The sequence below is a fragment of the Polaribacter sejongensis genome, from assembly GCF_038024065.1.
In the GTDB taxonomy this organism is placed as follows: Bacteria; Bacteroidota; Bacteroidia; order Flavobacteriales; family Flavobacteriaceae; genus Polaribacter; species Polaribacter sejongensis.
The window spans coordinates 3,130,352-3,143,239 of the sequence record NZ_CP150667.1 but is presented as its reverse complement, the minus strand read 5'-3'; the positions used below and the strand labels follow the sequence as shown (position 1 = coordinate 3,143,239).

Below are 12,888 nucleotides of genomic sequence, written 5' to 3'. Positions count from 1 at the left end.
AATTAGAATTATGAGTGAAACTTTAATATATATACTTACCACAAACGGTTTATTATTTTTAATCAGTATTCTTTTTTGGAAATTCCCTCCAAAAAAAGTGAATGGAATTTATGGTTACAAAACACCAAAAGCAATGCTAAACCAAGAAATATGGGATTTTGCAAATGCTAATTTCAATAAAAGTTTTTTAATCTACTCTGGTATTTCGTTTTTAGGTGCTTTAGCTCTTGTAAACTTTGCTACTATAGAATTAACTTGGCAACCAATGGTTTTAGCGCTATTGTCTATTTTAGTTAGTGTTATAAAAACAGAAAGAGCAATAAACGATAATTTTACTGAAGAAGGTAAAAAGAAGAAAAATTAAAAGTTTTTTCAAACTAAAAAATAGTTGATTGAAAAAATCTTATTTCTTGTATCTTTTAGCGAAGTGGTCTTGAGTCTTTTTAGCTGAACACTTTGGTGTATCAACTAAAAACAGTTTCTAAAATTTGAAGTGATTTTGGCTTTCGAAATCCATCTAAGTGTAGTTCGAAATACTGAATTATAATTTTTAAAACGATCTGTCTTTCTTGTTTACCAAAAGATACATTTTCTATTTCATCAAAAGTAATTCCTAACAGTTTTTTGAATTGGTAATAATAATTACCAGAAATGAGGTTTTTTTGAGAGGTTAAATCAGAGAAAACCCCTTCGCTTAAATCAAATCCCAATTTATCAGCATCAGACAAATCTGGATAAAAACCAAGAAAACGGGTTAAATTCAGTAAAAATAACAAATGAAAATTTGCAATTTTATTATGTAAATCCAACCAAATAAGTCCCGATTCTAAATACTCATAAAGCCCTTCATTCTTTTCCTCTTCTTTTATTGCATAAGACAATACTTCAGATAAAAATAACACCACAGATTGCTTCACAATATCTCTATAGATAGTTTGATAAGGGTATGAAACCTGAACCTCTTTAATAGAATTTAAAGTCCCTTTATTATTGTGGCTTGCAACAATTGTTAACTGCGTTAATGGCTGAAAATAAGCTGCTTTCAACCCTCCTTTTTTAGCTTTTAAAATACCTCTAATTAAATAAGACTTTACCCCTTCTTCTTCCGTAAAACATTTTACAATTAAGCTTGAGTCTCCAAATTTTAAAGCACTTAAAACAATCGCTTTTGTAGTTACAACAGCCATTTTAATTTACAATTGCAATTTTAGTAACCCCTGTTTCCGTTGCATCCTCATTAGATAACAACACAATATAAATTCCGGAAGCGACATTAGTACCTGCAAGGTTTTTTTTATCCCAAACTACTTTTCCTCCTTGCAACTCCTGTCCTTCTACCACATTGGTTTCATATACTAAGTTACCGGCAACATCAATTATTTTTACGTTGGTTCCTTTTGGTAAATGTGTACCGTTTCTACCATCAATAGTAACCGTTTCATGATTTTTTAAAGCAGGATTTGGGTAGGCGTAAATATCTGGAATAACATCGCCAAAAGGCGCCACCTTACTATTATAAACTACAATACCTTTGTTGGTTGCAAAATAAACTTTACCGGTACTTTCATCAACCGCTATTTTTACAATTTTATTAGATGGTAATGGCGAATTGTCCATACTAAAATTGGCAAGAGTTGTTTGTCCGTTTGGATTGGTATAAATTACACCACCATTATCTGTACCAAACCATTTATTATCTGCACCATCTACCACAATGCTATTAACCCGTTGATCTCCTAAAAGTCTTTCTCCAAAACCTTCCGCGTTTCCGTTAATAACTACTGCATTTGCATTTGGTGTAGCATCATCAAAAACACCTGATGCATTACTATACATTACCAAACCAGACCTAGTACCAATCCAAACTCTATTACTACCATCCACAGCCACTGCTTCCACATTTGCATCCGGAAGGTTTCCTAAATTTGGTGTAGCAACTAATGCTTTTTTTCTATTTCCGTTCTCATTAAAAACATAGACTCCGTTTCCTCTTGAGCCATACCAAAGACTATTATTGCTATCTATATCAATTTCACTTAAACCAGCCTTAGTAGCATCTGTTTCTACAGATCTCATATCAAAATTAGACCAATTACCACTTGCAGAAAATTTGACTAACTCGTTATCTACACCTATATTGGTAATCCATAAATTTCCTTGAGAATCGAAAACGGTACCACTAACTCTTATGTATGCATTATCAGGGTTGTTCCTTTCTATAGCACTATTACTGTTATTGTGATTATAAAATGTTTTAATCTCATCATTTTCTACCACTAATAAACCTCCTGTAGAAACGCTATTAATGTCATCTGTTTGTCCAAAAGAACTAATATATACTCTATTTTCTGCATTTGGATCTATAGAAATATGGTTTAAATCTATAACAGGATAATTTACATCAAACTTAGTGTTTAACCAATTTTCTCCATTAAAGTGACTAAACCCCTTACGATTCTGAATTACCGCATAAACATCTGTATAACCACCATAAACAACCCAAACATTATTATTGCTCGCTGCTATTGAAAACACATCATTTTCTAAAGGTCCTTCTGGGTGAATTTCTAAATAATCGACGCTAGTACTATTACTTTGCAAAACACCAAATTCTGTGGTTGCTAAAAAAATGGTATCATCTTCAAAAAAAGAATTGTTAAGCGTAAAGTTGAAATCTGGTGTGGTGTTAAATTGAAAAGCGGTATTTAAAGCAGTATCAAAAATTACAGAATTTTGACCTAAAGTAACCGTTAAAAAAGAGGCTGAACTTTTAATAGAAATAATGGGTTGAGAAAAATCTCTTCTTTCATTTAAAACACTTCCATTTATTTCATATAATTTCGATCCGGAAATTGTAAATACCTTATTATTAAACGTTACTAATTCCTTAAAATAATTGCCGTTAAATTGCTGATTCCAATTATTAAAATCTATCAACGATGTATTGTTTATATCGGCTGTATAAATTCCGTCTTCGGTAGCTGCATAAATAACATCATTTAAAACAGTCGTTGCATTAATCCTTATAGCACTAGAACCCGAACCAATAAAATAGGTGTCTCCAAACTCTAATCTATCAATATCATATACTACAATAGCAAATGGCGTAGACAAATACAGTTTGCCATTATACTCTGTAATATCGTTGATACTTTTCTCTCCAGATTGATTAAAACTAACAATATCCGAAGAAATAGTTATGATACCATCCTCATCTACAACCTCTACCAATCCGTTTTCATAACCAATTACAAGCCTTCTAAAAGCACTATTATAATGAATAGAGCTTGTAGTTTCTCCAGACAAACCTTGTACGGAAGACAGTTTTTCAATCTCTTTTGTAACCACATCATACGTAAAAACAGCATTGTCTGATAAGGCATAAATTACATCATCTACCTTCACAAAATCTTTTACATTGTTGTAAGAATAAAAGTCTTCCCAAGAAGCACTATAATCTGTCTGAGCAGAAAACGATACTGAGAAAAATAAGATAGAAAGTATAAAGAGTTTTTTCATCGATTAAGTTTAATATCTCAAAGATATTTCTTTTTTATCATTAAACGTAAACATGCTAGTATTAGTACACTTTTAAACCCTATTTCTAAGATATATTCTAATTTGTTATAAATAATCTAACTAAAAAGAATACTTATAGAGGATGACAGTTTATTTTAAAAAAGTATTTTTGTACCAATTGTAAAATAGAATATGAAACTGATTACTTTAGATGACTTTATAGACACGTATTTTAAAGCAATACAACGAGGTAGCAAGTTTTTCTTTTCTAAGTTTACGTTTAACAAAGAAGGTAGAACAAAAAGTGCTTTTAACAATACTGCCTCTATTTCTTCTAACTTTTGGTCTATTCCTAAGGTTGTAGAACGATGGAATCTTTTAATTTCTGGTGATAAAAATATAGGTTATATTCAATTTCTTACGGATGATTTTTTGAAAGACAAAACCAACCTAAGGCTTCTTTCTTTAGGTTCTGGTATTTGCAATCCAGAAATTGAATTGGCTAAAAACAATACCATTTTTAAAGAAGTTGTTTGTTTAGATATTGCTGACAACTTACTACAAAAAGCAGCGAAAAAAGCAGCAAAAAATGGTCTAACAAACATTAAATTTATTGCTAAAAACATTGATGATTTTGAGTTTAAAGAAAATGATTTTGATGTTATATTCTTTAAAGCTTCTTTACATCATTTTGATAAAATAGACTCTTTATTATCCGGTAGCATACAAAAAGTATTAAAGCCAGATGGATTGCTTATAATTAATGAATTTGTAGGCGCAACAAGGCATCAGTTTTCTAAAACACAAATTACAGCCATCAATGAAGCGTTAAAATCTATTCCTAAGAAATTTAGAACACGGTTTAAAAGTAAGCAACATAAAAATAAATACCGAGGCGTTGGTGTACTTCGAATGATTATAGCAGACCCTTCTGAATGCGTAGATTCTGAGAGTATTATTCCGGCAATTCACAAACATTATAACACCCTTATAGAAAGACCTTATGGAAATAATTTATTGATGAGCACACTTAGAGATATTTCTCATCACTTTTACGAATTAGACACCGAAAAAGAACAAGTTTTAAACAACCTTTTTGCCCTAGAAGACAAGTATCTAAAAGAAAACCAATCTGATTTTGTGTTTGGCATTTATCAGAATAAAAAATAACACTATTTATTACAATACTTAAATTACAGCAAAAAACATCCATTTTATGAGTTTAGAAATAGAAAGAAAATTTTTAGTGAAAAATGACGATTTTAAAAGTGAAAGTTATGCTCAAAAAAGTATTAAACAAGGGTATTTAAATTCTGATAAAAACAGAACTGTAAGAGTTAGAATATCCGATGAAAAAGCTTTTATGACTATTAAAGGAAAATCTAACGCTACAGGAACAACCCGTTTTGAGTGGGAAAAGGAAATTGAAAAATCGGAAGCCGAAAGTTTACTTTTATTGTGCGAACCAAGTATTATTGATAAAACAAGATATTTGGTTAAAGTTGGTGATCACACTTATGAGGTGGATGAATTTTATGGCGACAACCAAGGTTTAACGGTTGCAGAAGTAGAATTAAACTCAGAAACTGAAACTTTTATAAAACCAAATTGGTTAGACCAAGAAGTTACTGGGGATGTAAAATACTATAATTCTAGCATTAGTAAACATCCTTTTAAAGACTGGATTTAAAAACTACAAGTAGTAAATTGCTATAAAATGACTGATACTGCCCAATAAAACAAATACGTGAAAAATGGCGTGGTTATATGGTATCTTTTTAATGGAATATAAAATAGCTCCGATGGTGTAAAAAACTCCTCCACCAATTAATAAATTTAAATTAAAAGTGGGTAAAGCAACCATTAAAGGTTTTATGAAAAACACTACTTGCCACCCCATTAAAAGATACATTGCTGTAGAAATTTTATCGAACCTTCCTGTAAAAAATAGCTTTAAAATAATACCTGTTAAGGCAAAAACCCAAACAGCTATAAACATATACCAACCTAAATCAGAATTTAAAGCGACCAAGCAAAAAGGGGTATAACTCCCAGCAATTAAAGCATAAATAGCCGCATGGTCAAAAATATTTAACCGTCTTCTTTTCTTCGGATTTTTTGCTGCATGATAAAATGTAGAAGCTGCATATAAAACAATTAAACTCAACCCATAAATCACAAAACTTGTAACCTCCCAAAAGTTAGTATAGTTGGATGCTTTTACAATTAAAAAAGGAAAAGCAATAACACTTGCAAGCAATCCTAAACCATGAGACCAAACATTTAAGCGTTCTTCTGTTTCTGAATATCCGGGATTTAATTTTACATTCATTTTGTGCTATTTGTATCTTTCATAAACTTTTTATCATTTGCCAAATCGTTGTAAATGATATTGAATGTTTTGTCTTTTAACTGATCTCTTTCTTTTATAGACAATCCTTTTGTAGCAATAAAATTGTGCTGGCGCACTCTAAAAACTCCCATACCACCTTTAAAAACGTTCCAAGAAAACAACCGTTTACAATCGTAATAAACTTGTGGTACAATTGGTATCTCAAACTCTATAGCTAAACTAAAAGCTCCTTTTTTAAATGGTGCTAAAATTACATCTTCCTCAGGCACTAATCCTTCAGGAAAAATAGCCATACTTACGCCGTTTTGCAATCTCTTTTTAGCCATGCTAAAAACTCTTCTTCTACTTTCCGGATTATTTCTATCTACCATAATAACCACTCGTTTATAAAAAAAACCAAAAACAGGAATTTTAACCAACTCTTGCTTACCAACAAATACAATAGGGTTTTTACTGATGGCAATCAAAACAAAAGGATCCATTAAAGAAGTATGATTGGGGCAAAACATATAACTTTTATTAGGTTCTAATTCTTCATCAAATTGCACATCTAAACGAAACCCCATTCCGTAAATTAGCACTTTAGATAAAACTCTAGCGATTCTCCAAAAAATATGGTAATGCTCTTCTTTAAAAGTAAATAACAATAAAAGTGGTGACATCACTAAAATTGTTACAATCATTAAAAGGTAAAACCACAAGCGCCAAATTAAAAGAAAAGGAATTTTAAGGTACTTCATAGAATCAATAAAAGTTGCTTGATTATTTAAATAGTAATCACTTAAGAGAATAAAGTTACTATCCTAAATGCTACTTAAGAAACAAAAATACTAATATTCTTTTGTTTGATAGGTTTTCTTAAACAAAACCTTATTTTTGTAATTGCAGAGAGTAATGAGAAGCTCTCCATCAAAAAAAAGATAAAAACAATATAATGTCTAGAATTTTAACAGGTGTACAAAGTACAGGAACTCCACATTTAGGAAATTTATTAGGAGCTATTTTACCAGCAATAAAGATGGCAAATAGTCCAGGAAATGAATCTTTTATATTTATTGCAGATATGCATTCTTTAACCCAGATTAAAGATGGAAAAGAATTAAGAGAAAACACGTATAGTGTTGCTGCTACTTGGCTTGCTTGTGGATTAGACATTAATAAAACTATATTTTACAGACAAAGTGATATACCACAAACAACAGAATTAACGTGGTATTTAAGCTGTTTTTTCCCGTATCAAAGACTAACTTTAGCACACGGATTTAAAGATAAAGCTGATAGATTAGGAGATGTTAATGCAGGTTTATTTACCTACCCAATGTTAATGGCTGCAGATATTTTATTATATGATGCAGAGATTGTACCAGTTGGTAAAGATCAATTACAGCATTTAGAAATGACCCGTGATGTTGCTAATAGGTTTAACAATATCGTGGGAGAAACATTGGTTCCGCCACAACCAGGAATACAAGAAAACACAAAATTAGTTCCCGGAATTGATGGTGAAAAAATGAGTAAATCTAGAAATAATCTTATCAATATTTTCTTACCAGACAAAAAGTTAAGAAAACAAGTAATGTCTATTAAAACAGATAGTTTAGGTTTAGAAGATCCTAAAAACCCTGATACCGATAATGTTTTTGCTTTGTATAAATTACTTGCAACCGAAGAACAAACAGCAACCATGAGAGCTAATTACGAAGGTGGTAATTACGGTTATGGTCATGCAAAACAAGCTTTATATGAATTGATTCTTGAGCAATTCTCTCCAATAAGAGACCGCTACAATCATTATATGGAAAATAAGCATGAACTTGATGAGGCTTTAAAAATTGGAGCAGAAAAGGCAACTGTTGTTGCTAACGGTGTTCTAAAAAGAGTGAGAGCAAAAATTGGTTACTAACGGAATAAAATCCGTAAAAAATATATGAGAATTCATTTTTAATTAAATTTGGGTTGAATTACATAAAAAAATCCGAAAGCAGTTGCTTTCGGATTTTTTTATATTTATAAAGTACTTTTATTTATTTAATCTTCATAGATTTTGCAGTTGCTTCCAACTCAAACAAAAATGCTCTTTTATTAACAGAAGGAGCGTAAGTGAACCCTTCAAAAATAATTAATCGGTTGTTCTTTTTATCCACCACTGTATAGTTTAAAAATGGTCCTGCCATAAAATCGTTTTTAACTTCCCACTTCCCTCTAGTTTCATACGCTTTTTTACCATCTATAGTTGCATCAAAGGTAAAAGGAGTATATGCTTTTTCTGTAATCATGTGCATGGTTTCTGGATCTGAACCTGGTATGTATTTCTTTCCAATTCTATTTCTAACAGCTACAATACTATCAGAAACTTGTGTTTCATCATCTAAAGGAACAGAATACACTAAAATATTATTACTTCCTGTTTTTGCAATTCCGCTTGATAAATGCTGACGTAACCATAAAAAATCTCCCGTATCATCTACGATGTTAAATTTATTATTGATGGTTAATGAAATTCCTAAATTTTGAAGTGTTTTAAATTGAGAATCATCTAATTTATTTTTGCGAAACAAATTTTGAAGCATTTTAACATCCGACTCGATAAAGGTTTTAATAATTTCTTCATGATGTTTTTTAAACAAGTTTACAACGCCTTCTTTGTCTTTAGCATACACATAAACAATAGTCTGTGGTTGTGCATAAACATTGTTTCTAACAAAATATTTCTCTTCATCGGCAACACCAATAACCATAATATTTCTACCAGCTTGCATCATCTTTCCAAAACCATTAGGAGCCACTTGAGAAACAGATAAAAGAGGCTCTGGTTGTGGCAAACCGACCATCAATTCTCCAAAAGAATTTCTTATTTCTTTACCAATATCACCAGCCCAATCACTAGCTTTAGTAACTACCATTACTTTGTTTACTTTACCAACAGATGATCGTAAAGTAATTTTATCATTACCTCCACCACATGAGGTAAATAAAACTGTAAATGCAAGTAGCGTAAATATTTTTTTCATGAGTTTAGTTATTTTTATGTTATAAAGTTGGTTCTAACTTCTAAAAGTTTAACACTCCAAATACTGTTCCACTTTTAAAGTATTTCTAAGAAAAACAAAAATGTTTATCAGAAATACTTTACAGCAGGTTTACAATGTATTTTTTCTGTTCTGTTTTAATACTTTACTGTCTCTTTATACAGAGACTATTTCCCTAACTTTTTAGGATAAACAGACAATCTTTGCCCTATTTTTAATCGGCTTGTTTTTAAACTATTCCAACGTTTTAGATCACTTACTCGAACGCCAAATTTATTTGCTATTTTACCTAAAAAATCTCCATTAACTACTCTGTAACGGATACGTTGATCCATTTCGAAATACTTAGGTAAAGGTTTTTCTCTTTGCGCATCATCTGTATCTGCCAAAGCATAAATTTCTTTTTCCTTATCTAAAAACTCAATAATCTTGTTACTTGGTAATATTAAAGCATATTTTTTATCTTCTACAAAAGGAATAATATCCAATTTATAAGACGGATTTAACTCAGACAACACCTCTTCATCAATAGCGATCTTCTCTGAAATTTGATCGAAACTAATGGTTCTTTTAACATGAATTGTATCTGTCTGAAAATTAAAAAACTGTGGAAGTTCAGAATAAATATTATGTTCATTTGCATATTCAAAAATATACATCGTTGCATAAAAAGCAGGCACATAACTTGCAGTTTCTCTCGGCAAATAAGGCCTTATATTCCAATAATTTGTATATCCTCCAGAACGCTTTATTGCTTTTCTTACATTTCCAGGTCCAGAATTGTAAGCTGCTAAAGCTAAATCCCAATCTCCAAAAACAGTAAATAACTGACTTAAATATTTACAAGCAGCAATGGTTGCTTTTACCGGGTCTTGGCGCTCATCTACATAAGAACTCACTTTTAAATCGAACTCTACTCCTGTGCCATACATAAATTGCCACAAACCTGTTGCACCAGCTCCAGACTTAATTTTTGGTCTTAAAGCAGACTCTACAATAGCCAAATACTTCATTTCTAAAGGAATATCATATTGATCTAGATATTGCTCGAACATTGGAAAATAGTATTTTGCTTTTGCCATTAAAGCTGGATAGTATCTTTTACGATGCAATAAATAACTATTAATTACTTGTTCTAAAGAAGGATTAAACGCTAAATTAAAAGGCGTTTTATTATTTAAAGCAGTAAGACGTAATTTTAATAAATCTGTTGTTAAAACAGTGCTTGTGTTTCCTATAATATCTATATCATTTATTACATAACTTAACGAATCTACTAAAGCCGAATTAAATTTTTCATCAACTAATAAGCTATCAATTGCATCTAAATCAGCATCAGAAAAAAAACTTTTTCTAACAGGCTCTTTTAAGGTGTCTTTTTTTATTTGAGAAAAAATAGTACTAGTAAAAAGGAGGAATATAATTAATTTATTCATGTTTTGTTTTAAATGTCGAGTTCTACTGCAATTGGGCAATGGTCAGAATGTTTTGCTTCTGGTAAAATATAGGCTCTAGAAATTTTTTCTTTTAAAGGTTCTGAAACCATCGCATAATCTAAACGCCAACCTTTATTATTTGCTCTAGAATTTGCCCTGTAACTCCACCAAGAATATTCTTGTTTTTCTTGATTTAAAAAACGAAAACTATCTATAAATCCGTTCTTAATAAATTCACCAATCCATGTTCTTTCTACTGGTAAAAAGCCAGAAACATTTTTCATTTTTGGATTGTGAATATCAATTTCTTCATGACAAATATTATAATCTCCACAGATTACTAAATTCGGAATTTCGAGTTTTAAATTATTGATGTATTCTTGAAATTCATCCATGTATTTAAACTTAAAGTCTAATCTTTCAGAATTAGTACCAGAAGGTAAATACAAGCTCATTACAGAAACACCATCGAAGTCTACACGTAAATTTCTACCTTCAAAATCCATAGATTCAATTCCAGTTCCATACTCAATATGATTTGGTTTTTCTTTACAAAAAATAGCTACAGAAGAGTATCCTTTTTTCTGTGCAGAAAACCAATAATGATATGGGTAACCTGCATTTTCAAAATCGGTAAGATCTAATTGTTCTTTATGTGCTTTGGTTTCTTGTATGCAAATTACATCTGGATTTGCGGCTTCTAACCAATCTAAAAATCCTTTTTTTAATGCGGCTCTAATTCCGTTTACGTTGTATGATATTATCTTCATGTATGCTTTTTAATTTCCTGATAAAGGAAAACACTCTTATTTTTAATTTATTGTTCTAGCACTATTGGATCCTTTAAAAATATCCAAGTAATCTGCTTTTTTTTTCCTGTTTGAGTTAGAATTATTTTTTTTCTTGGCGATATTATAAATGCTAAAACGGCACAAATACCTCCTTTTAAAAGGAAGTTATCCATTGTATATAATTGATCAAAAATGAACATAAATACTACAATAAGAATTGGATAAATTAACCAATATGTTTTCTTAAATAAATTCATTTTAAAACTTCATTTCTGGTATTTCTCCATTAACTACCAATGTTCCTTCTGTTGCATTCTTAATATCTTCTACAGAAACACCAGGAGCTCTTTCTAACAAGTGAAACACATTATCTCTTACTTCTAAAAATGCTAAGTTTGTTACTATTTTTGTTACACAACCAACTCCCGTTAAAGGCAAAGAACATTTCTTTAAAATTTTAGACTCACCACGTTTATTGGTGTGCATCATGGCAACAATAATATTTTCTGCAGATGCAACTAAATCCATTGCGCCTCCCATTCCTTTTACCATTTTACCCGGAATTTTCCAGTTGGCAATATCACCATTTTCTGCAACTTCCATTGCTCCTAATATTGTTAAATCTACATGTTTCCCACGAATCATAGCAAAACTCATAGAAGAATCGAAAAAACTTGCTCCAGGCATCGTTGTAATCGTTTGTTTCCCTGCATTTATAATATCTGCATCCTCTTCACCATCAAAAGGAAAAGGTCCCATTCCTAGAACACCATTTTCACTTTGAAACTCAACCTCAATACCTTCACGGACGTAATTTGCAACCAAGGTTGGAATACCAATACCTAAGTTCACATAAAATCCGTTTTGAACTTCTTGTGCGATTCGCTTTGCGATTCCTATTTTGTCTAACATATTATTAATTTGATGATTAATAGATTTGATAATTAGAAAATGTATTAATTCGATCTCATGTTATTCCTGTAAAAACAGAACTTTATCATTAATTTAAAATTAATACAGTATCGATTCCTGTCTACGCAGGAATAACAAACGAATAATTATTCGCGATTACGCACCGTTCTTTGTTCAATCCTTTTCTCGTAATCTTTACCTTGAAAAATACGTTGTACAAATATTCCAGGAATATGAATATTGTTTGGATCTAGTTCTCCAACCTCAACCATCTCTTCTACTTCAGCCACTGTAATTGTTGCGGCGCCACACATATTCGGATTAAAATTTCTAGAAGTTCCTTTAAAGATTAAATTACCTGCTGCATCACCTTTCCAAGCTTTTACAAAGGCAAAATCGGCTTTAAAAGCAGGCTCTAAAACATACATTTTGCCATCAAACTCTCTGGTTTCTTTTCCTTCTGCAACTTCTGTTCCGTAACCTGCAGGTGTATAAAATGCAGGAAAACCAGCTTGTGCAGCTCTACATTTTTCTGCTAACGTTCCTTGTGGAGTTAACTCTACTTCTAACTCTCCAGATAACATTTGCCGTTCAAACTCATCATTTTCTCCTACATAAGAAGAAATCATTTTTTTGATTTGTTTATTTTGAAGCAATAAGCCTAAACCAAAATCATCTACACCTGCATTATTAGAAATACAAGTAACATTTCTAATATCTAGTTTTACAAGTTCTGAAATTGCATTTTCTGGGATTCCACATAAACCAAAACCACCCAACATAAAAGTCATTCCATTTTTAACGCCTTTTAAAGCATCTTCTACGTTTTTTACCTTTTTATTGATCAT

14 protein-coding genes are annotated in these 12,888 nt (G+C 31.1%); 4 read left to right on the top strand and 10 right to left on the bottom strand.

Annotation, left to right across the window (positions count from 1 at the left end):
* Positions 1 to 10: 10 nt before the first annotated feature.
* Positions 11 to 364: an SdpI family protein gene (locus WHD08_RS13050; protein WP_165731689.1), complete on the top strand. Its 354-nt coding sequence runs from the start codon at positions 11 to 13 to the stop codon at positions 362 to 364.
* 100 nt (positions 365 to 464) lie between these two features.
* Here WHD08_RS13050 and recO read toward each other — a convergent pair whose 3' ends face one another.
* Together recO and WHD08_RS13040 are read right to left on the bottom strand one after the other, a co-directional pair.
* On the bottom strand, positions 465 to 1,187 hold the full coding sequence (gene recO, locus WHD08_RS13045; protein WP_165731688.1) for a DNA repair protein RecO: 723 nt from the start codon (positions 1,185 to 1,187) through the stop codon (positions 465 to 467).
* A gap of 1 nt (position 1,188) precedes the next feature.
* Positions 1,189 to 3,519, bottom strand: a complete 2,331-nt coding sequence (locus WHD08_RS13040) for a hypothetical protein (RefSeq protein WP_208890534.1) — start codon at positions 3,517 to 3,519, stop codon at positions 1,189 to 1,191.
* A gap of 192 nt (positions 3,520 to 3,711) precedes the next feature.
* Here WHD08_RS13040 and WHD08_RS13035 point away from each other — a divergent pair, with 192 nt between their 5' ends.
* A complete protein-coding gene (locus WHD08_RS13035; RefSeq protein WP_208890535.1) occupies positions 3,712 to 4,689 on the top strand; it encodes a class I SAM-dependent methyltransferase in 978 nt (325 codons plus the stop codon).
* Positions 4,690 to 4,735: 46 nt separating this feature from the next.
* Positions 4,736 to 5,209, top strand: coding sequence for a CYTH domain-containing protein (locus WHD08_RS13030; RefSeq protein ID WP_165731685.1), 474 nt, complete (start codon positions 4,736 to 4,738; stop codon positions 5,207 to 5,209).
* Positions 5,210 to 5,212: 3 nt separating this feature from the next.
* On the opposite strand, the gene trhA is transcribed toward WHD08_RS13030, so the two are convergent.
* On the bottom strand, positions 5,213 to 5,851 hold the full coding sequence (gene trhA, locus WHD08_RS13025) for a PAQR family membrane homeostasis protein TrhA (protein WP_165731684.1): 639 nt from the start codon (positions 5,849 to 5,851) through the stop codon (positions 5,213 to 5,215).
* Positions 5,848 to 6,612 (bottom strand): lysophospholipid acyltransferase family protein, encoded by a 765-nt coding sequence (locus WHD08_RS13020; protein WP_165731683.1) that lies wholly within the window; start codon positions 6,610 to 6,612, stop codon positions 5,848 to 5,850. The genes trhA and WHD08_RS13020 overlap by 4 nt, the downstream gene beginning before the upstream one ends.
* Before the next feature lie 194 nt (positions 6,613 to 6,806).
* Here WHD08_RS13020 and trpS point away from each other — a divergent pair, with 194 nt between their 5' ends.
* Positions 6,807 to 7,775 (top strand): tryptophan--tRNA ligase, encoded by a 969-nt coding sequence (gene trpS / locus WHD08_RS13015; protein WP_165731682.1) that lies wholly within the window; start codon positions 6,807 to 6,809, stop codon positions 7,773 to 7,775.
* 121 nt (positions 7,776 to 7,896) lie between these two features.
* Here the strand turns inward: trpS and WHD08_RS13010 are convergent, their stop codons facing one another.
* The 6 genes from WHD08_RS13010 to WHD08_RS12985 form a co-directional block, all read right to left on the bottom strand.
* The gene (locus tag WHD08_RS13010) at positions 7,897 to 8,883 is read right to left on the bottom strand and encodes a DUF4837 family protein (protein ID WP_165731681.1); all 987 of its coding nucleotides are present in this window, start codon (positions 8,881 to 8,883) and stop codon (positions 7,897 to 7,899) included.
* Between the two features lie 185 nt (positions 8,884 to 9,068).
* On the bottom strand, positions 9,069 to 10,337 hold the full coding sequence (locus WHD08_RS13005) for a lytic transglycosylase domain-containing protein (protein WP_165731680.1): 1,269 nt from the start codon (positions 10,335 to 10,337) through the stop codon (positions 9,069 to 9,071).
* Positions 10,338 to 10,345: 8 nt separating this feature from the next.
* Positions 10,346 to 11,107 carry an exodeoxyribonuclease III gene (locus WHD08_RS13000; RefSeq protein WP_165731679.1) on the bottom strand — a complete coding sequence of 254 codons (762 nt, stop codon included), beginning with the start codon at positions 11,105 to 11,107 and terminating at the stop codon, positions 10,346 to 10,348.
* Between the two features lie 47 nt (positions 11,108 to 11,154).
* The gene (locus WHD08_RS12995; RefSeq protein ID WP_165731678.1) at positions 11,155 to 11,385 is read right to left on the bottom strand and encodes a hypothetical protein; all 231 of its coding nucleotides are present in this window, start codon (positions 11,383 to 11,385) and stop codon (positions 11,155 to 11,157) included.
* A gap of 1 nt (position 11,386) precedes the next feature.
* Positions 11,387 to 12,040, bottom strand: a complete 654-nt coding sequence (locus WHD08_RS12990; RefSeq protein WP_165731677.1) for a 3-oxoacid CoA-transferase subunit B — start codon at positions 12,038 to 12,040, stop codon at positions 11,387 to 11,389.
* A gap of 146 nt (positions 12,041 to 12,186) precedes the next feature.
* Positions 12,187 to 12,888, bottom strand: coding sequence for a CoA transferase subunit A (locus WHD08_RS12985; protein WP_165731676.1), 702 nt, complete (start codon positions 12,886 to 12,888; stop codon positions 12,187 to 12,189).